The sequence below is a fragment of the Kitasatospora sp. NPDC036934 genome, assembly GCF_055608425.1.
The window spans coordinates 1-18,536 of record NZ_JBVJQR010000047.1; the positions used below are offsets into that span (position 1 = coordinate 1).

The 18,536-nt window shown below is 71.9% G+C and carries 22 protein-coding genes and 1 pseudogene; 13 read left to right on the forward strand and 10 right to left on the reverse strand.

Translation table 11 applies throughout. The annotated features are described in order from the left end of the window. Window positions 1-115: 115 nt before the first annotated feature. Together ACZ7BZ_RS36600 and ACZ7BZ_RS36605 are read right to left on the reverse strand one after the other, a co-directional pair. On the reverse strand, window positions 116-292 hold the full coding sequence (locus ACZ7BZ_RS36600; protein WP_470362131.1) for a hypothetical protein: 177 nt from the start codon (window positions 290-292) through the stop codon (window positions 116-118). 325 nt (window positions 293-617) lie between these two features. Continuing rightward, entirely contained in the window at window positions 618-1,976 is a 1,359-nt protein-coding gene (locus tag ACZ7BZ_RS36605; protein WP_470362132.1) for an APC family permease, read from the reverse strand. On the opposite strand from ACZ7BZ_RS36605, the gene ACZ7BZ_RS36610 reads away from it, so the two are divergent. Next, on the forward strand, window positions 1,954-2,097 hold the full coding sequence (locus ACZ7BZ_RS36610; RefSeq protein WP_470362133.1) for a hypothetical protein: 144 nt from the start codon (window positions 1,954-1,956) through the stop codon (window positions 2,095-2,097). The two genes, ACZ7BZ_RS36605 and ACZ7BZ_RS36610, sit on opposite strands and share 23 nt — an antisense overlap. Window positions 2,098-2,220: 123 nt before the next feature. Here ACZ7BZ_RS36610 and ACZ7BZ_RS36615 read toward each other — a convergent pair whose 3' ends face one another. Then, entirely contained in the window at window positions 2,221-3,627 is a 1,407-nt protein-coding gene (locus tag ACZ7BZ_RS36615) for a flavin monoamine oxidase family protein (protein WP_470362134.1), read from the reverse strand. A gap of 190 nt (window positions 3,628-3,817) precedes the next feature. Here ACZ7BZ_RS36615 and ACZ7BZ_RS36620 point away from each other — a divergent pair, with 190 nt between their 5' ends. Continuing rightward, a complete protein-coding gene (locus ACZ7BZ_RS36620) occupies window positions 3,818-4,114 on the forward strand; it encodes a DUF4436 family protein (protein WP_470362135.1) in 297 nt (98 codons plus the stop codon). Between the two features lie 173 nt (window positions 4,115-4,287). Here ACZ7BZ_RS36620 and ACZ7BZ_RS36625 read toward each other — a convergent pair whose 3' ends face one another. Continuing rightward, window positions 4,288-5,418 (reverse strand): RsbRD N-terminal domain-containing protein, encoded by a 1,131-nt coding sequence (locus tag ACZ7BZ_RS36625; protein ID WP_470362136.1) that lies wholly within the window; start codon window positions 5,416-5,418, stop codon window positions 4,288-4,290. A 21-nt stretch (window positions 5,419-5,439) separates the two neighbouring features. Beyond that, on the reverse strand, window positions 5,440-6,651 hold the full coding sequence (locus tag ACZ7BZ_RS36630) for a YncE family protein (RefSeq protein ID WP_470362137.1): 1,212 nt from the start codon (window positions 6,649-6,651) through the stop codon (window positions 5,440-5,442). A 514-nt stretch (window positions 6,652-7,165) separates the two neighbouring features. Between ACZ7BZ_RS36630 and ACZ7BZ_RS36635 the strand changes: the two genes are divergently transcribed. From ACZ7BZ_RS36635 to ACZ7BZ_RS36645, 3 genes and pseudogenes are all read left to right on the forward strand, one after another. After that, the gene (locus ACZ7BZ_RS36635) at window positions 7,166-7,471 is read left to right on the forward strand and encodes a hypothetical protein (protein ID WP_470362138.1); all 306 of its coding nucleotides are present in this window, start codon (window positions 7,166-7,168) and stop codon (window positions 7,469-7,471) included. Between the two features lie 1,099 nt (window positions 7,472-8,570). Further along, entirely contained in the window at window positions 8,571-8,786 is a 216-nt protein-coding gene (locus tag ACZ7BZ_RS36640) for a hypothetical protein (protein ID WP_470362139.1), read from the forward strand. Between the two features lie 58 nt (window positions 8,787-8,844). Further along, a pseudogene (locus ACZ7BZ_RS36645) lies at window positions 8,845-9,339 on the forward strand (DUF5709 domain-containing protein). A gap of 434 nt (window positions 9,340-9,773) precedes the next feature. On the opposite strand, the gene ACZ7BZ_RS36650 reads toward ACZ7BZ_RS36645, so the two are convergent. After that, window positions 9,774-9,962 carry a hypothetical protein gene (locus ACZ7BZ_RS36650; RefSeq protein WP_470362140.1) on the reverse strand — a complete coding sequence of 63 codons (189 nt, stop codon included), beginning with the start codon at window positions 9,960-9,962 and terminating at the stop codon, window positions 9,774-9,776. A 171-nt stretch (window positions 9,963-10,133) separates the two neighbouring features. Between ACZ7BZ_RS36650 and ACZ7BZ_RS36655 the strand changes: the two genes are divergently transcribed. Further along, the gene (locus tag ACZ7BZ_RS36655; RefSeq protein WP_470362141.1) at window positions 10,134-11,621 is read left to right on the forward strand and encodes an MFS transporter; all 1,488 of its coding nucleotides are present in this window, start codon (window positions 10,134-10,136) and stop codon (window positions 11,619-11,621) included. Window positions 11,622-12,063: 442 nt separating this feature from the next. Here ACZ7BZ_RS36655 and ACZ7BZ_RS36660 read toward each other — a convergent pair whose 3' ends face one another. After that, window positions 12,064-12,540: a Dps family protein gene (locus ACZ7BZ_RS36660; protein ID WP_465747958.1), complete on the reverse strand. Its 477-nt coding sequence runs from the start codon at window positions 12,538-12,540 to the stop codon at window positions 12,064-12,066. A 356-nt stretch (window positions 12,541-12,896) separates the two neighbouring features. Between ACZ7BZ_RS36660 and ACZ7BZ_RS36665 the strand changes: the two genes are divergently transcribed. The 4 genes from ACZ7BZ_RS36665 to ACZ7BZ_RS36680 all read left to right on the forward strand — a co-directional run bounded on the left by ACZ7BZ_RS36665 (window position 12,897) and on the right by ACZ7BZ_RS36680 (window position 15,420). Beyond that, a complete protein-coding gene (locus ACZ7BZ_RS36665; protein WP_470362142.1) occupies window positions 12,897-13,163 on the forward strand; it encodes a DUF6479 family protein in 267 nt (88 codons plus the stop codon). 97 nt (window positions 13,164-13,260) lie between these two features. Next, entirely contained in the window at window positions 13,261-14,229 is a 969-nt protein-coding gene (locus tag ACZ7BZ_RS36670) for an LLM class F420-dependent oxidoreductase (RefSeq protein ID WP_470362143.1), read from the forward strand. 169 nt (window positions 14,230-14,398) lie between these two features. Continuing rightward, window positions 14,399-14,569, forward strand: coding sequence for a hydrophobic protein (locus ACZ7BZ_RS36675; RefSeq protein ID WP_465747964.1), 171 nt, complete (start codon window positions 14,399-14,401; stop codon window positions 14,567-14,569). Window positions 14,570-14,871: 302 nt separating this feature from the next. Then, window positions 14,872-15,420 (forward strand): hemerythrin domain-containing protein, encoded by a 549-nt coding sequence (locus ACZ7BZ_RS36680; RefSeq protein ID WP_470362144.1) that lies wholly within the window; start codon window positions 14,872-14,874, stop codon window positions 15,418-15,420. A gap of 97 nt (window positions 15,421-15,517) precedes the next feature. Here ACZ7BZ_RS36680 and ACZ7BZ_RS36685 read toward each other — a convergent pair whose 3' ends face one another. Next, window positions 15,518-15,661, reverse strand: coding sequence for a hypothetical protein (locus ACZ7BZ_RS36685; protein WP_470362145.1), 144 nt, complete (start codon window positions 15,659-15,661; stop codon window positions 15,518-15,520). Between the two features lie 93 nt (window positions 15,662-15,754). Between ACZ7BZ_RS36685 and ACZ7BZ_RS36690 the strand changes: the two genes are divergently transcribed. Together ACZ7BZ_RS36690 and ACZ7BZ_RS36695 are read left to right on the forward strand one after the other, a co-directional pair. Beyond that, window positions 15,755-16,174: a hypothetical protein gene (locus ACZ7BZ_RS36690; RefSeq protein ID WP_470362146.1), complete on the forward strand. Its 420-nt coding sequence runs from the start codon at window positions 15,755-15,757 to the stop codon at window positions 16,172-16,174. Between the two features lie 164 nt (window positions 16,175-16,338). Then, on the forward strand, window positions 16,339-16,509 hold the full coding sequence (locus tag ACZ7BZ_RS36695; RefSeq protein ID WP_470362147.1) for a DUF6210 family protein: 171 nt from the start codon (window positions 16,339-16,341) through the stop codon (window positions 16,507-16,509). Window positions 16,510-16,743: 234 nt separating this feature from the next. On the opposite strand, the gene ACZ7BZ_RS36700 is transcribed toward ACZ7BZ_RS36695, so the two are convergent. Beyond that, window positions 16,744-17,106 carry a PRC-barrel domain-containing protein gene (locus ACZ7BZ_RS36700; RefSeq protein WP_470362148.1) on the reverse strand — a complete coding sequence of 121 codons (363 nt, stop codon included), beginning with the start codon at window positions 17,104-17,106 and terminating at the stop codon, window positions 16,744-16,746. Between the two features lie 261 nt (window positions 17,107-17,367). On the opposite strand from ACZ7BZ_RS36700, the gene ACZ7BZ_RS36705 reads away from it, so the two are divergent. After that, complete coding sequence (locus tag ACZ7BZ_RS36705; protein ID WP_470362149.1) at window positions 17,368-17,790, forward strand: ATP-binding protein; 423 nt, start codon at window positions 17,368-17,370, stop codon at window positions 17,788-17,790. A gap of 127 nt (window positions 17,791-17,917) precedes the next feature. On the opposite strand, the gene ACZ7BZ_RS36710 is transcribed toward ACZ7BZ_RS36705, so the two are convergent. After that, window positions 17,918-18,511, reverse strand: coding sequence for a helix-turn-helix domain-containing protein (locus ACZ7BZ_RS36710; RefSeq protein ID WP_470362150.1), 594 nt, complete (start codon window positions 18,509-18,511; stop codon window positions 17,918-17,920). Window positions 18,512-18,536 lie beyond the last annotated feature (25 nt).

Genomic DNA, 18,536 nt, shown 5'->3' on the forward strand with positions numbered 1-18,536 from the left:
CCGCGAGGTCTACCGCGCCCTGACCAGCACACCCACCACACAAATCACTCAAACCGACCTCGCCCCTGCGGCTTGACAGCCATAGGAGCATCCCGCCCCGGCCGCCTGCCGTGCTTCACTCGCAACACGTCTCCAGTGGCCAGTCGGCGGACGCCGCCGCCCAGGCGGCGGTCCAGCGCCGGCGCAGCGCTACGGCACAAGCGTTGACCTCGAACCCGGACCGGAGCGACGCCCCGGTGCGCAGTGTGGTCGAGCGCGCGCTGAACTGGTCGTCGCTGTCGAACGACGACAAGTCCCTGGTTTCCTTCGCGCTGAACGACTACGAGCACGAGTACTCGGGCAGTGTGAGCGACATGTCGGCGCTGTCCTTCGACAGTGGCATCAAGATCAATGACAAGGCCGTGCTGTTCCCCGGGGGCTACCGGCACACTGATCGGCTCCGCCGTTCACGGAGTCGGCCCAGTGTGGGGCGTGCCATCACCTGCCAGGCAGGGGCAGTGTGCAGTAGGGCGTACCAAAGGGTTGACGCGATGCCAGTTCGCGGAATCGGCTTTGCGGCTACGCGGAGCGCGCCCGCGGCGCGGCGCGGACCCGAGGTCGGGCGGGGTGGCCTGGAGCTATTCCTCGGCGCCCACGATGCGGCGGCGACGCCTGGCCATCGGGACATAGAGCAGTGCGCAGGCGCCGACGGCGATGAGGCAGTAGGTCACCGCCTTGGTGCCGTTCTCCGTGTACTGCTGCCACGCGGCCCAGGTGCAGATGCTGGTCAGGCTCAGGGCGACGAGAGACAGGCCGATGGTCCCGCCGGGGACGCGGTAGGGGCGTTCCAGGTGCGGCTCGCGCACGCGCAGGGCGATGAGCGCGGCGACTTCGAGCAGCAGTGTGATGTTGGTGAGGAAGACGTCCACGATGATCAGGTTGGCGAAGCTGCTCAGGCAGAACAGGGCGTAGATCGCGGACGAGCCGCTGAGGGAGACGGCCGGGACCTGGCGACGGGCGGTTCTTCTCGCCATCCAGTTCGGGAAGTAGCCGTCCTGGGCCAGGACGAACGGCACGCGGGCGCTGGAGGTGAGGAGCGCGGAGAACATCGCGGCCGAGGCGAGCATGCCGCCGACCGTCACGGCGGTCTGCAGCCATGGTCCGGCCAGTGCTCCGGCCACGGCCGAGAAGGAGCCGCTGTGCCAGTTCCTCCATCCGGCCGGGCCGTCCGGCCCGAGCGTGAGCGAGGCGAGTGCCGGGAGCAGGTAGCCGGCGGTGATGACCGCGACCGACACGGCGAGTGCCCGCGGCAGGTGCTTGCGCGGGCTGTCGATCTCGCCGGTGAAGGCCGAGACGTCGTCCCAACCGCTGTAGTTCCACATGGCGAGGAAGAGCCCGGCGCCGAAGGCGTTCCCCAGCGACTGGTCGGGGCGGCTGGTGAGCTGTGAGACGGGGCTGGCAGCGTCGCCGAGCAGGTGCGCGAAGCCGGCGATGCTCAGCAGCAGCAGCGGCGTGAGGCAGATGACCGCGAGCACGACCGAGGAGGTGCCGACCCTGGCCGTGCCCATCAGGTTGACCAGCACGGCGGCGGTGATGACCGCGAGGCAGACGAACCAGTGCAGATCGAACTGCAGCGGGCCCGCGGTGAACAGCACGTGCTCGCCTGGTGCGGCCCCGTCGACCATGGACTGCAGGTAGCCGGTGAACAGGACCGGGTAGACGGCCAGGTCCACGAAGCCGCCCAGCCAGCTGAGCATGCCCTGCTGGAAACCCCAGAAGCGTCCCAGCCCGCGTCGGACCCAGTGGTAATAGCCGCCGTCGACCGGAATCGCGGTGCCGAGTTCGGCGCAGACCATCGCGTGCGGAACGCTGTAGACGAGCGGTGTCACCAGAAGCAGCAGCAGGCCGATACCGGGCCCGGAGGTGGAGAACAACCCCTCTATGCCATAGGCCCCGCCGGAGACGCTGAAGAAGATGAGCGCCACCAAGGGCGCCATCCGCACCTTCCTGGGCGGGGAGAACGACTGCACCGCAGAGGTGGCTGCTGCGGGCACAGCAATGACGTTCGGCGGCATTTCTCACCTTGATCTGGCAGACGACGGGCCACGAGCGGGGTGATTATCTCCACGGAACCACGGTGGGGCACCTCCGGTTGGCATTGGCAACTGTGCTGCCTCGGCGATCACGGAGAGTCGCAGATGGCACGCCCTGCGAAAGATGCCGTCGCCGTCAGTGAAGGTGTCAGCCCGCGATCTCCTTGGCCGCGCGGACACCCGACAGGTATGCGCCGTGGACGGTGGCGAAGGACTGGCGACTGGTCGCCTCGCCCGCGAAGTGCACCCGGCCGTCGATAGCGGCCGCCAGCTGGTCGCGCATGTCGGGGGTCGAGCCGAGTTTGTTGAACGAGTAGGAGCCCAGGGCGTAGGGGTCCGAGGCCCAGCGGGTGATCTGGTACTCGGTGGGGGCGGGGATGTCGTTGCCGAAGATCGTCTTCAACGTGGCCATGGCGCTGTCGACGATCTGGTTGTCGCTCCAGCTCTCGATGGTGCGGGCGAAGTCCGCGGCGTTGAAGCCCAGCAGCACCGGCTGGCCGATGGGACGGGCGACGTTGATCCACTGCGCCCACTGCCCGTAGTGACCCAGGTCGGGCACGTACATCAGCCAGTCGGTGTCCGCCCAGAACACTTTGGGGAAGCGCAGGTAGCACTTGTCGAGCACACCCATGCCGAGCTTGCCGATCGCCGCCTGCTTGTCTGCCGGCAGGCCGGGGCCGAACGCGACCGCCCCACTTTGCAGGACGCCCAGCGGCAGCGTGACCACGACGTGGTCGGCCTGGAAGGTTCCCTTGTCGGTGGTGACCGTCACGCCGTCGGAGTTCCAGTCGATCTGCTTGACCACCTGTCCGGTCCGCACCGGCAGGCCCTTGGCCAGGTGGTCGGTGACGGCGCCGTAGCCGTCGGGGAAGAGCACGTCCTTTCCCTTGATCTTGGCGTCGTCGTCGAAGTACAGGCCGGACATCTGGTCGACGCTGCCCGAGTACTCGTGCTCGTAGTCGTTCAGCGCGAAGGACACCAGGGCCTTGTCGGAATCGGAGAGGTTCGACCGTCCCAGCGCGTTCTGGACGACCTCGCGCACCGCCGCGTCCTGGTTGTCGTCGCCCTGGAACGTCGACAGCGCCTTCGCGGTGTCCTGCTGCCAGCGCCGCAGCGCCTGGGCCTGGGCATCGGAAAGCTCCTGGCCGTCAGAGGCGTAGTCGGTGGCGCTCTCGGGGTCGGTCACCACCGTCCTCGCGCCGGCCTGCTTCGCCAGGTCGGTGACCGGATTGCCGTCGATACCGTGGATCCACGATGCGCCCAGGTCCAGCGGCACCCCGGACCACTGCCGACTGGTCCAGATCCGCCCGCCGATCCGGTCATGCGCTTCGAGCACCGAGACGTCCTGCCCCTTGTCGGCCAGGTACCGGGCTGCCCCAAGACCGCTGATCCCCGCCCCCACGACGATCACCTTCCGGCGCCCGGACGAGTTCGGCGGGCTGTTCTCCGCTCCGCCGTCTCCGCCGCTGTCACAGGCGGCCAGGGAGGAGAGCAGGGCGAGACCGGGCAGGCCCAACCCCATGGTCGTCAGGAAGCGTCGGCGACGCATCGTCATGGCTGCTCCAGCGGTCTGTGATCACATTCGGGCTGAATACGAGGATGCCGGTGAACCCGTGGTGGCGCCTGCCGTCCCGATCCGGGGCGGGGTCGCCAGTCGTACCTCCGGGTGTCCGCGCGGGTAGGCCATCCGGTGGTCGAGGGAACAGGCCCCCTCTGGCGACGGGCGAGCCGGAGTGTCTCCGCTTGTGTCCCATGGTCACCGCCGTAGGACCATCACGGCTGCCGAAGGGGAGGCCGCGGCACCGCAGGTGCTCCACGTGGAGACGTACGGCGGCACCGCCACCGACTACCCCTTCGACCGCTACCGCGCGGAGGCCGGCTTCACCGCCACCAGCGGCGGCACAGCGGTGCCTGTGGGCGTCGCCTTCACCGACGTCGACCCCTTCTTCGTTCTCCGCCCCGAAGCCTGCACCGTCATGTTCGGCATCCGCACCGAGCCCCAGCAGCGCCGAGAACGGGAAGCCGCCGTCGACGGCCAGTGACGGCCGGGCCTCATCGGCCATGGCCGAAGCGCAATCCGAAGTCGCGCGGTCGGTGTCGCGCCGGTGCACCAGGGTTCGTGGGACCGGTCCGCCGGGCGAAGGCCGCGCAGTCGTGCCGGATGCGCGACCTCGACCCGAATACGGGTCGGGCGAAGGGCATCGAGACTCGGCGCTCACCGGCTGCCGAGCAGCCAGCTCTCCAGGGCCCAGCGCCAGCGGACCATGTCGGCGAGCTGGTCGTCGGCGGCACAGGGGGCGCCGAAGGTGGTGAGGGCTGCGAGGCGGCGCAGGCGGTGCTTGACGGTGTTCGGGTGGACGTGCAGGGCCTGGGCGGTCACGTTGACCCGGCGACCGCGGTCGAGGAAGGCCAGGGCCGTCGCCGCGAGTGGCCGGTGTGCCGGGTCGGCCGGGTCCAGCCGGGCCAGCAGGTCGGTGGCCAGCAGGGAACCCAGCTCGGGTACGCCGTCGATGGCGACGGGTACGGCCAATTCGGTCAGCCGCCGAGCACCGCTCAGGCCGCGGGCCCGGGCGGCGGCCAGCGCCGCCCGGCACAGCCGGTAGACACCCGGAAGTCGGACGGCCGGTACCGCCGGTGCGGTGACAGCGAGTTCGAACGGCGTGGCGGGAGGCGCGGGCGGGCGGACGGTCACCAGGCACAGGTGCCCCTCGACCAGCCCTGCGATGCCGTCCGGTGGCGGGGGAAGCAGCTCGGCCCGGCGTGGATCGCCGATGTCCGCCACCAGGCAGTGATATCGCCCGCCCGGCTCCAGCCCGGTCGCAGGCAGTTGGTCCACCGCGCCCTGCAGCAGCAGTTCGCGCAGTGCCAGCACCCGGGTGGCCCGGGCGCCGACCGCGAGGTTCGCCTGGCTCTCGTGGTAGGCGGAGATCAGCCGGTCCTGCAACTCGGCGGTGTGCGCGTCGAGTTCTACCAGCAGCTCAAGGAACTCCGGCAGCGGCACCGCGGTGTCCTGGAGCTGGGCCGCGATGCCTCGGAAGGCCTCGGTGCGGGCGGCCCGGAAGCCGTGCAGCAGCGCGTCCAGCGGGACGCCCTGGGCCGCGCGGTCCGCCGCGAGCCGGGCCGCCCGCCGAGTCTGCTCATCGGTCAGCCTGCCGGCGTCGGTGAACGCACCCGAGACCACCGCTACCAGCGTCGCGATGTGCCGCCGGACCTCCTGCTCCGGCAGTGCCGCGACCGGCGGCGACCCGGCCCTGGCGGCGTCCACCACCTGCTGCAGGACGGCCGGGTCGGCCCGCATCCGCTCCAGCACGCGGCGCAGCGCCGCCCGGCCTCCGGTCTCCGCCATCGCCGCCGCCTTCCGTGCTCACTATCCCTGCGGGGACAGGGAGTTCAGCACAGATGCGGCCACCTTCGCAGCCCTTTCGCGCTGCGGGAAGAGTCCGACCGGCACTCGGGCGACTTCGGTGGCGGTGGTGTAGTCCACCACCGAGACCTGGCCGGCCTGGCTGAGCGAGACGAAGCAGTACCGGTTGCCGGGACCGCCGGTGGTGGCCCAGTACGGCAGGCTGCCGACCGGGTAGTCGACCCGGCCGACGGTGCCGAGGCCGGAGGTGGTGACGATCGCGGTGTAGTCGTCGATCGTGCCGACGTCGCACAGCCTGCTCTGGTCGCCGGAGAGCGCGAGGCCGTGGTGGGCGGAGTTCTTCGGGTAGTCGTCGGAGGCGAGGGCCTGGCCTGACGCGCTGTACGGCATGGTGACGGTCGCGGTGGTCTGCGAGCTGTTCAGGTCGTAGCGGACGAAGCCGTTGAGGTAGGACTCCTGGGCGTAGAACGTGGTGCCGTCGGCGGCCAGCGCGTTGGGGCGGATGCCGTGCGGGAAGGTCCAGGTCTTGACCACCTTCAGGCTGGCGGCGTCCACCTTGGTCAACTGGAAGCCGCCCTTGAGGAATTCGAGGGCCTGCGGCATGGAGACCACGCCGATGCTGGAGTTGTAGATGTACTTGCCGTCCGGGGTGAAGTCGTTCTGATGCGGGTACGTGCCGGTCGGGAAGGTGCCGACCACGGCACCGGTCGCGGTGTCGAGCACCTCGGCCTCGCCCGCCGTGGTGGCCGAGACCACCCAGCGGGTCCCGTCCGGCGACAGTGCGGCGTGGTCGGCGTGGAAGCCGTCCAGCCGGGTGCGCCACAGCTGCCGGTGGCTGGCCAGGTCATAGGCGACGGTGTCGTCGAGGTTGCCGCGCGAGACGTACAGCGTGCGGCCGTCCGGGGAGAGCGCGACGTCGTCGATGAACCGGTCGCCGCCCTCGACCTGCTTGACGATCGCGTAGCCGACGGCCTGGACCGGGTCCATCTCGGCCAGGCGCTGCTGCAGGTCGGGTATGGCGTCGAAGGTGCCGAGGCCGGCGAAGGTGGCGGCGTCCAGGAACGACACCGTGCCGGACTGGCTGTTGCCGACCACCACGACGTCCCGCAGCCCGGTGCCCGGGCCGTCCGCGGCGCGCGCCGCCGTCGGACAGGCCAGCGCGAGCAGCACCATCGCGGAACCCGCCGAACGTACTCTCAACCGCTGTGCAGCCATGAATCGTTCCCCTCGTCGCCGGTCCCCGGGGCTGTCCCGAGTGGGCCAAGTCTGGTGCGCCCCGGACGGGTCGGGCGATGGCCGTGGCCGCCAACGTTCCCCCGCCGCACTGGCCGCCGGGGACAACCGGGCTGCCGTCGGCAGGACCTGCCGACGGGGGCCGCGGTCCCGTCACGTCCGCCCTGTACTCGCCCGGCAACGGGCGGAGTCGCTGTTGCTGACTGACAGCGCGGTGGTCCCGCTGCGGATGGGGTGCCGTCCGAGGCCGCGCGATCCCTGGGTGCTCGCCCCCGGCCGGGTTCCGTCCTGCGCAACCGTGTCCTGGTCGGCATGTTCGCGCTGCCGGTCGGAGTCGTCCTGGCACTCGCCCGGGAACTCCAGCGATGACCGCCCGGCCCGGCGAGGCAGGAAGGCATCAGGATCCCGGTGGCAGCGGCTGGCCCCGGAGCTCTGACCGGGAGCTCCGCCCCGGCCCTCCCTCGGGGCTGTCGGCGAGAGCCGGTAGCCTGCGGGCATGTCCGTCAACATCGATCTTCACTTCACCGTCTCCAGGCTCGCCGACGCCGCGCAGGCCGAAGCGGTCTCCGCGTCCGTCGGCGACCTGCTGCGCGACGAGGGTTTCGAGGACCAGATCAGCTACGGCCCGGTCGTCGACAACGGCGTGCACTACGTCACCGGCGAGGCCAGGTACCCGATCATCATCAGCGGATTCGGGCGCTGGCAGCCACACTTCGAGACCTCCTTCGCCGCCGCCGTGGCCGAGGTCGTCCCGGACGCCGAGGCCTTCATCACCTGGGGCTACCCGGACGAGGAGCACTGACCGCCGCTCCCTGACCCGCCGTCCGGCGCAAGCCAGCCGCCTCGCGCCGCCAGGGCGGCATGGCCCTACCAGGCCACCGGCAGCTCGCGCGCTGACCAGGTACGTCGCCGCTCTTTCCGCGTTCCGTTCCGTTCCCTCGCTCCCCTGCCCGACGGGAGCTGGACCTGTCGGGACGAGATCCCCGGCAATGCCACCGATGTCGAGGACATCACGGCCGTCGCCCGCGGCACCATCGTCGGCCTGAAGATCATCGGATCCGACCACTCCCTCTTCACCACCACCGGCAACTTCGACGCCGGCTGCTGGGAACCTGCCTGGACCAAGGCCAGCAACAACAAACTGCGAGCGGACACCAGCAGCAGCGAGTCCGTGAACTCAACCCACGACACCAGCAAGCCTTCATCGCCGGTCAGGCGGCGGCCGGGATCCCGCGTACGCCTGACACCTGCTGTTCCACCACGTGCACATGATGGCGAACGGGCTCGGTGTCCTCCCGCGTGAGGCGGCCATGCTGGGGGTGCCGGCGCGCCACCGGAACGTCCGGGGCCAGGCAACTCCAGCCCGAAGATGACAGGTCCTTGATCTCCGGGCACGGGCCGGGCCTTCAGCGTGCCACGGCGATCCATCGGGCCCGTCGGCCCGCAGGCGGACCGGGCGTGAGGGCTCCGGGAGCGGGTAGCCGCCTTCATGGGCGGGACCGAGAAACGAGGAGCCGAAACCATGACCGTCATCACCGCACCGACCGCGCCGCTGCCGCCGGCGCCGCCCCTGCCGGGGCGCCTGGACCTGACGGTCCGATCACGCCCCCCTCCACCCTCCCGGGGCCTGCCCTGGGCGCAGCATGGGCACGGGGCAGGGCACGTTCACCCTCCCGGTGTCCAGGGAGATCACCTCTCCCCATGGAATCGGGCTGCCCGCCTGCGGCTGCCGGCCGCCCCGGGCACGTCCGGCTCGACGGGAAGTACCTGTCCGGCTCCGCAGGGCGACGACGGGCCCTGCGGCAAGCCGTAGCCGGTCCCGGGGGTTCGCCGGGTGCGGGCGGGGACGCGCTGGGGCGCGGTCCGGGGCCGCTCGGGCCCCTGGAGGACGAGGAGGAGCCGTGGAGGACGTCCCGCAGGGCGGAGCCGGTGGTGTTCCGCTCGACGACACCGACCAGAAGCACCCGATCCACCCGCCCGGTGGCGACGGGGAGCCGGACACCGGCGAGGAGGGCGACGCCACCACTGCCGAGCCGGGCAGGAGCCGGCGCCTCGACCCACAGGAGACCGCCGGGCAGAGCCCCGAGGAGGAGGACGAACGGCCGACCGAAAGCTGAGGACGTCCAACGCGCGCGGAGCGGCAGGGGATGGCGAAGACCGGAGAGGCGTGGGGACATGAGCGACGAAACCGTGGGCGGCGAAGGCATGGGTGACGACGTCTACCAGCCGACCGGGGACATGGAGGAGCAGGCGGACGCGGCGCCCCTGGACCTGGACGACGCGGTCGACGAGCGCGACTACGACGACCTGCTCGACGAGGGCTACTCGCCGCCGGAGAGGCCGCTGGGCGTCGGCAAGGTCGGGGTGACGGCCGCCGAGCAGCGGGACGGCGAGACGCTGGACCAGCGCCTCGCCTAGGAGGAGCCCGACGTCCTGCCCGCCGAGGGCGACGGGATCGGTGACCTGCCCGACGGAGAGGGCGAGCCTCTCGACCCGTCGGCCGCGGGCACGCGCCGCGCCGGACGGCTGGTGGCCCCCGACGAGGGCGCGCGGCCCGACACGGAGAAGGACCTCGTCGCCTCCGACGCCGGCATCGACGGCGGCGCCGCGGGGGCCGAAGAGGCCGCGGTGCACGTCATCCCGGACGAGGAGGACGACACCACCCGGTAGCGCCGGTGCGGCCGCGATCGGGTCCGCCCGGACAGCGTCGGCGTCCGGGAACCAGGCCTGAGACCGAACCGTACGTGACCACACTGCGATGGCTCCGAACGAATGACCGGGCCGTAGCCGCTGTGCACCGTCTTCCTGAACGGCTTCTACTGTGCGGTGAGAACACGTGACTACCGAGTGCGAGGGCCGGCGACAGCGCGCAGTACGGGTGAACGTGGGGCTTGCGGCCCGGGCCCGCCGGGGCCGGACCTTCTCAACCGGATGTGTCCGGCTCCTGCGGGCCGTGAGCGTGCCGGTGCTTGGCGGGCCTTGTTCTTCGCGCTGGAGTTCCTCACTGTGCGCGGCGTCCCCGGATACCCCGCGTTCCTCCTCCCGACGCCGCTGACGCGGACACGGTCTCACCGGTAGCGCCCCGCGTCGTCAGGTCGCCGTCGTCAGGTCGCCGTCGTCTGGTCGGCGATCGCCCCGATCAAACCGCGGCGCGCATGGCGCCGGAGTTCGCGGCGTTGCCGGACGGCTCCGTTGCCGGCGGCGTGGAGCCGATCCAGCAGGCGGGTGACGAGGTAGCGGACGCCGCTCTCCTCCAGTTGCTCGGAGAGATGTGCGAGGAGGCCCGCGGTCACCTCGCGGGCAGGAAGCATCCGGTCGGAGAGGGGATCGTAGAGACGGCCCGCGGCTCCGTGCCGGGCGGCGTGCCAGCCTGCCGCGTCGAGGAACTCCGACGGGCGCAGGACGGCCGCGCAGAACCGGGCAGACGCGGAACGATCACCGACCCGAGGACGAGGAGGTCCCCCATGGCCGACCCGGTGAAGCCGTCCGCACGCACCCGGGAAGCGGAACCCGGCGAGATCACCACCGATGTCCCCGCCCGTCTCGACCGACTGCCCTGGTCACGCTGGCACTGGCGGATCGTGATCGGTCTGGGCACCGTCTGGATCCTCGACGGCCTGGAGGTGACGATCGTCGGCAACATGGCCGGACGCCTGGCCCAGCACGGCAGCGGCATCGCCATCAGCACCGCCCAGGTGACCACGGTCGCCGCCGCCGTCTACGTGGCGGGCGCCTGCAGCGGTGCGCTGTTCTTCGGCTGGCTGACCGACCGGCTCGGCCGCAAGAAGCTGTTCATGCTCACCCTCGCCGTCTACCTCGCCGCGACCGCCGTCACCGCCTTCTCCTGGACGGCCTGGTTCTTCTTCCTCTGCCGCTTCTTCACCGGCTTCGGCATCGGCGGCGAGTACGCGGCGATCAACTCCGCCATCGACGAGCTGATCCCCGCCCGGGTGCGCGGGCGGATCGACCTGGTCATCAACGGCAGCTTCTGGGCCGGAGCCGCCTTCGGCGCCTTCGCGTCGATCGCCCTGCTCGACACCTCGCTCTTCGCCACCGGCACCGGCTGGCGGCTCGCCTTCGGCATCGGCGTGGTGCTGGGCCTGGTCATCCTGCTGGTCCGGCGGCACGTCCCGGAGAGTCCGCGCTGGCTGTTCACCCACGGACGGGCCGGGGAGGCCGAGCGGATCGTGGCCGAGGCCGAGCGGACGGTGGAGCGGCAGACCGGCGCCTGCCTGCCGCCCGTCGAGGAAGCGCCCATCAGGATCCGCCGACGCGGAGCGCTGGGCTTCGTCACCATCGCCCGCACCGTGGTCTCACGCTATCCGCGCCGCACCGCGCTGGGCTTCGCGCTGTTCGTCGGACAGGCGTTCCTCTACAACGCGGTGACCTTCGGCTACGCGACCATCCTGACCACCTACTTCGCCGTTCCCGAGGGAGACACCGGCTACTACTTCGCGGTGATCGCGGTCGGCAACTTCCTCGGCCCGCTGCTGCTGGGCCACCTCTTCGACTCGATCGGCCGCAAGCCGATGATCGCCGGCACCTACATCGGCTCCGGCGTCCTGCTCTTCGCCGCGGCCGTCCTGTTCCAGCGCGGCTCGCTCTCCGCGACCACCCTGACCGGCTGTTGGACGGCCGTGCTGTTCCTCGCCTCGGCGGGCGCGAGTTCCGCGTACCTGACGGTCAGCGAGATCTTCCCGCTGGAGACCAGGGCGCTGTGCATCGCCTTCTTCTACGCCGTCGGCACGGCGGTCGGCGGCATCAGCGGTCCGCTGCTCTTCAACGGCCTCGTCAGCAGCGGCGAGGTCTCCGACACCACCCTGGCCTTCTGCATCGGCGCCGGCCTCATGACCGCCGCCGGCCTGGTCGAGGCCGCGATCGGCGTGAAGGCGGAGCGGCGCAGCCTGGAGTCGCTGGCCGCGCCGCTGAGCGCCGTCCGGACGGAGGGATGAGGGATGACCGGTTTCGACGCGTTCACCGGGCTGCTGGACCAGTCGATGTAGGTCGTGCCGGTGGCCGGGCCGGATCCGGCCGGGCGCCTGGCGAGACGGCCTGGCACCGCGAGGCGGAGGGCGCCCGGTCCTGGACCGGGCGCCGGCCCGGTTCGTCGGCGCGGTGCTGGACCGGTCGACTGGGCGATCACACCGGTGTCCTCCTGGGGCCGCGCCACGTCCACGCGCCGGGACCGGCGTCGCCCGTGCTCTCGTTCCGCGAGGTACGGGCATCGAGGCCGGGCGCCCGGCACGACCCGACTGCCACGAGCCGCGGCGAGCGCCGGCCGACGCCCGCCCGGCGGCAAGACCGGGCGGGCGTCAGGGATCCGGCAGTCAGGGGTTGCGCCGGGAGCAGTCGCAGTCCTCGGCCCGTCGCTCAGCCGCGCAGGGCCTGCACGCGTCAACCCCGGCTCTCCGCCTGGAACATCCAACTGTGCTTCTCCAGCGCGGCGGTGAGTCCGATCAGCAGGTCCTGGGTGACGGGGTCCGCCTTCTCCGTCTCGTCGATCCGCGTCCGCATCCGCTCGATGACGGCCCCGAACGCCTTCACCAGGTGCTCGATCACCGCCTCGTCGGCGATCCAGCCCTCGGGGAACCCGGGCAGGCCGCTGGAGGCGGCGATCGTCGCGGCCCGCCCGTCGGGGCTGACCCCGATCGCCGCGGCGCGCTCGGCGACCTCGTCGGCGAAGTCGCGTGCGGTGGTGACCACTTCGTCCAGTTGCAGGTGGACGGAGCGGAACCGGGGCCCGTAGAGGTTCCAGTGCGCCTGCTTGGCCACCAGGGAGAGGTCCAGCAGGTCGACCAGGGCGCCCTGAAGAGCTTCCCCGGTCGTCTTGCGTTCGTTGTCCGGCAGGGGGCTGCTGATGACCATGCCCATTGCTGAATTCCTTCCAAGGTCGGGGAGCCGTCGTCCGGCCTCCGTACGGTGATGGCGTTCGCCGCCCGGTGCTCCGGTCTCGGTGGAAGCCACCGTGCCCGCACGCGAAGGGAAAGCCCCCCGAGGCGTCCAGGACGGGCACCGACGACCGGCCGGTCAGCGGCTTCCCCCGCTGGGGGCACGGAAACCACCCGGCCCGCCGGTGCCCGGCTGCGGCCCGGCGTGTGCATGCGCCCCGGCGGGCGGGGTAGACGGGCGCGAGCGGCGGTCCCGCCCGGATTGCCCCGCCTCCCCAGGGGCCGCCGCGCCGCGCTGCGCAACGGCAGCCGGACGAACCCGGGAAAGGACGTCGGAACGTGATCACGCACTCGCTCACCGCCGCGGAAGCCGCCAGCCCCTCGGTGGCGGGCGTCGTGGTGCCCGCACTGGTCATCGCCGTGGTGCTCATCGGCGCCTTCGCCTGGGGCAGCCACCGCCTCCTCCGCCGCCGGCCGCCGCGCCCCGCCGAGGGCGCCGCCGCCGAGCGCGCCGATTCCTGGCGCACCCCCGACGGCGAGCACCCCCAACTGGACGAGGAGCCGCCCGCCGGGTCCGGCCCCGGACCCGGCCGTCCCGGCCGCTGAGGTCCGCTCCGGCGAGGCCCGGCGCCGGGCGTTGGTGCGATCGAACGAAGACCGGATCCGGGGGTGGGCGTCGCCGTCCGCAGGGCAGACGCGGGTCATGGTGCAGATCGGATACACGATGATGACCGAGCAGCGGGCCCCCCGGGGCCTGGTCTGCGACGTGGTGCGCGCCGAAGAGGCGGGCTTCGACTTCTCGGTGGTCTCCGACCACTACTTCCCCTGGCTGAGCGAGCAGGGCCACGCCCCTTACGCGTGGGCGGTGCTGGGAGCCGCCGCGCAGGCCACCTCCCGGATCCCGCTGATGACGTACGTGACCTGCCCGACCTTCCGCTACCACCCCGCGGTCGTGGCGCAGAAGGCGGCCACGCTCCAGCTCCTGTCCGAGGGCCGTTTCCGGCTGGGTCTCGGCAGCGGGGAGAACCTCAACGAGCACGTGGTGGGCCGGGGCTGGCCGGCGGCGTCGGTGCGGCTGGAGATGTTCGCCGAGGCGGTGGAGATCATCCGCGCGCTGTTCGAGGGCGGGTACGTGACGCGGCACGGGAAGCACTTCGAGGTGATCGGCGCCCGGCTGTGGGACCTCCCGAACCCGCCGCCGCCGATCGGGATGGCGGTGTCGGGCCCGGCCTCGTGTGCCCTGGCCGGGCGGCTCGCCGACCTCGCGATCGCCGTCGAGCCCGACGCCGGACTGGTCTCGGGCTTCGCGGAGCACGGCGGCGCCGGAAAGCCCGCGGTGGGCCAGGTGCCGGTGTGCTGGGACCGCGACCGGGACGAGGCCGTGCGCCGCGCCCACGAGCAGTTCCGCTGGTTCGGCGGCGGCTGGAAGGTCAACGCCGAACTGCCGGGCACCGCCGGGTTCGCGGCGGCCGGTCAGTACGTCCGGCCCGAGGACGTCGCCAAGGCGATCCCCTGCGGCGACCGGGTCGAGGACTTCGTCGAGGCCGTCCGGCCCTTCGTCGACGCCGGGTTCGGTGAGGTCGCCCTCGTCCAGGTGGGCGGGGACAGCCAGCCCGGCTTCCTGGACTGGGCCGAGGAGGCCCTGCTGCCGACGCTGCGCGGGGCGTTCTGACGACAGGGCGTCAGAACGGCGGGGCCTCAGGTGGGCAGGAAGGTTCGTCGCCGGGACGTCACTTCGGCGGGCCGTCCCGACGAGCGGACACACACTCCCAAACCGGTACATGCCTTTGCGATCCCGGGGCAGAAGGACAGGCACACCACCAACTCGAGGAGGTCGGCCCATGGTCCCGCTTCTGCTGGTCCTTCTGCTCGCCCTGATCCTGTTCGGCGCCGGTTTCGCGCTGAAGGTGCTCTGGTGGGCAGCCGTCATCGTGTTCGTCGTGTGGCTGCTCGGCTTCATCGCACGCGGCACGACGGCGGCAGGCGGGCGGAGCCGTTGGTACCGCTGGTAACCGCTCGGGACCGCGCCGGCTCTGCCGGCGAACGGCAAGCGGCGGGGCCGACCTGATCGGGCGGCCCCGCCGCTTGCCGTTCGCCGTCGGCTCGCAGAGCCGTCCCGCCGGTGATTCACTGTGCGAGCCCGATGCCAGCCCTCCGGCTGCCGGGGAAGGCCGTCCGCTCGGCAACGCATCGGGGTGGCCGCGCCGACGGGCCCGCATACAGTCCGAAATGCGGGATATGAGAGGAATCAACGCCGGCTGCCCGCCTGGGTCGGCAGCGCGGCGAGACCCTTAGACGGACAGGAGAACGGCACATGGGACACGGCGGCAATGTGATCGACGAACTGATGACGGACCACCGGGAGGTGGAGGAGCTGTTCGCCCGGGTCCAGGCGCTGCCCGCGGGCGACGAGCGGCGCCGCGAGGTCGCGGACCAGTTCACCATCGAGCTGGTTCGCCACTCGGTGGCCGAGGAGCAGTACCTGTACCCCGCGGTGCGGGAACACGTGCCCGGCGGCGGGGAACTCGCGGACAAGGAGATCGCGGACCACGAGACCGTCGAGAAGCTCCTCAAGGAACTCGAAGGCGTGGACTGCGGTGACGCCCGCTTCGGCGTCCTGGTCGACCGGATCGTCTCGGAGGTTTCGGCGCACGTCCGTGACGAGGAACAGAACCTCTTCCCGGCCCTGGCGAAGGCCTGCTCGGCCGAGCGGCTGAACGAGCTGGGCGACCAGGTCCGGCGGGCGAAGAAGCTCGCGCCCACCCGTCCCCACCCGAACGCGCCCGACAACAAGCTGCTCGCCGCCGGTACGGGCCTGGTCGACCGCGCCCGCGACCTCGTGACCGGCCGGGGCAAGTCCTGACCTCGGGCCCTGTCGTGGGCCGGCGCCGGTCGGGCTCGTCCTGGCATCCGCGGCGAGCCGCGGCCGGCGCCCGGGGGTCGGCCTCCGCTTCCGGTTGTCAGCCGCGGTCGGTCGCCGTGCAGTAGCCGCGGCCGGCCGGGTCGACCGGCAGGCGCGTGCGCAGGTCGTCGCGGACCTGCGCGGCCCGGCGCCGGGTGTCGCGCCGGTTGACCGTAGCACCGGCCGGGATCCGGAATCCCACTCACACCGGTGGCGCCCGTTGTTAGCAACCGGCCGATTCGGGGCAGGCGGGCTGACGCGTCAACGAGACGGGCGAGAGTGGAGGAGGCGATCGGTGGTGCCGTGGCTGTTCCTCATCACGTTCACAGCGTACGCAGTCGTCGCGGGGCTGACGGCTCGAACGGTCTTCGGCCGATTACGTGCGGGGTTCGTCACCGGCCGAAGAGGCGCGGGCACCGAGTGGCTCGAGGAGCGGTTCGAGGAGCAGGAACGGGCTCAGGCCGAAGCGATGGCGCTGGTGTCGGGACTGTGTTGGGTCGTCGCCGTCCCGGCCCTGGTGCTCCGGCGGGTGGTGACCGGGCTGGTGCTCGACCGGCCCGCTCCGCGGAGCACGGCAGCGCCTTCGCACGCGGTGGCCGCCCGGATCGAGGAGCTCGAGCGAGAGCTGGGCCTTGGCCCCTGCACCCCGACTGCCCGGCCCGGCGGTCCGCCGGAGCCGCACGGAACGAAGGCGGAAGGCACGCATGCCGATTGAGCGACAGCGGTAGCCCGGACCGCATCCGCCCACGACGGGACGCCGGTTACTCCGATGTCACCCGAAGACAGCCGCCGGGCTGTGAGGCGGGGTGAACCGACCGTCCACCGGGGAACTCCCGGTTGTCGTTGAGCTCGTGGCGGGCAGCCCGGAAGACTGGCGTCATGAGCTCTCGACGCTTCGTCTTCACCGTCCGCCGGGCATCCGATGGGACCACCGAGGAGCCGCGCGCGCTGCGCCTGGACGAGAGCCGGATCCGTGAGGCCGATGAGGCATGGGTGCCGGTGATCACACCGGACGGTCCCGGCGTGCTGGTGTGGTCCAACTCGGACTGAACAGATGATTATCCGTCGGCCCTGAACCAGAGGATCAGTGCCGCGATCACCACCCCGCCCCGGTTGGACCCGGTCGGGTTCCGTGCGCGGGACACGGCACCGGTTCGCGGGATACGGATCGCTCCGGCAGCGCCGACGCCGGACGGCCCCCGGAGGAACCGCCCGGCGAAGGGTGACGGCGCCCGGCGCGTGCCCGTCGGTCCGCGGTCCCCGCGCGGCGCACCGGCGGGCCGGTCAGAGGAAGGGACCGATGTAGAAGGGGCCGTAGTAGGCGTTGTAGCCCGCCTGGTAGTCGGCGCCGGTGCCGTGGGCGGGGTCGAACGCGGGGCCGTTCTTGATCTCGTCCTTGGTGCGGTCGACGTACACCTTCTTCTCGTGCTCATCGACCGTGGCCACGGTGCCCGCCGGCAGCAGGACCCGGGTGCCGAAGATCCAGGGGCCGGTGTCGACCACGAGGTGGGAGGCGCCGACCTCCTCGGAGTGCTTGTCGACCGTGCCGATGGGGCCGTCGGTGGCTTCGACGTGGTAGCCGACCAGGTCGGTGCCCGAGACGTGGCCGGATTCGGAACGGAACTCCCAGATCCTGCTGGCGCTCATGTCTCTCCTCGCGTCACGGCGCCGCCCGTGCGGCGCGCTCCGTGGCGACCGCCTGCCCGCGCTCTCCGCTTCCATGCCCGCGGCGCGCTCCCGCGAGCGGGTCCGACGGCGCCGGGACGAACGCGCGGCCGGCCCGTTCGGCGCGCGGACGCGACAGCGGTCCTGGCCGGACGGCAGAGCGCGCAACGTCGTGCCCCCGGTCGCATGTCGTCGCCGGATGCGGGCACATGAGGGCTGCACTCCATTTGAAGGGAGGCCCGTGTGTCCAGGATCGGCGGAGTGGGATGGGCCCGGCGGCTTCCGCTTGGCGCCGGAGTACGGGCCGGCCGGGCGTGGGCGAGGAGACATCTGGAGACCCTCGGCTGGGACCGGGACGCGCCGGCCGTCGCGGACGCGGTCGTGCTGGCCGTGTCCGAACTGACCACCAATGCCCACGTCCATGCCGGCAGCGACGCGGAGCTGGTGCTGACCTGGGACGGACGCTGCCTGCACCTGAGTGTCCACGACCACGGCAGTCGGCTCCCCCAGCCCCGGGCCGCGGGCCCGGAAGCCACCGGAGGGCGCGGCCTGGCGCTGGTCGACGCGCTCGCCGACCACTGGCGCACCCGTCTGCAGAAGGACGGCAAGACCGTCACCGCGCACTTCCACCCGCCGGGCTCGAAGCCCTGCCCGCCACCACGGTGAGCGGGGGCCGGTGAGCCGGCAGTGGAAGCCGGCGCCCAGGTCCTGGGAGCAGATCGAGGGACACCGGGAGGGCGTGCTGCGAATCACCGCCGTATCCACACCGGTGCGGCCCGGGTCCACGACGTGATCAGGATGCTCCGGTGCGCGGTCGCAGGCGCTCTCCCTGCGGCCCGAACATGATCAGGTACTCGACCGGTCCGCCGGGTCCGGCGTTCGCGACTCCATGAGCGGTACGAGTGTCGAACTCGGCCACTTCCCCGGCGCTCAGGACGAGGTCCTGCTCGCCGAGCGCCAGCCACAGCCGCCCGTACAGGACGCAGAGCCATTCGTACCCGTCGTGGGAGACCTGCCGCGGCCGCGCCGGCGGCGCATCGACGGCGGGCAGGACGTGCTTGTGGGCGTGCAGGCCCCCCACGTACCGGGTCAAGGGCAGCACCACCTTGTCGCCGCCGGGACGCACCGGCATCCGGATGCGCGGACCAGTCGCGGCGACCGGTACGGTGCCGGTCAGCTCGTCCAGGGAGATGCCGTACGCCTTCGCGAGCCGCAGCAGCACCTCCAGCGTCGCCTTGCGCCGGCCCGTCTCGATCCGCGACAGCGTGCTCAGCGAGATGCCGGTCGTACGACTGACGTCAGTGAGCGTGGCGCCGCGCTGCTCGCGCGCGGTCCGCAGCCGAGGGCCCACGGCCGCCAGCGTGTCGGCTGTGCTGTCGTCCGTCACCGTCGCCCCGTCTCTCCGGCCCTGC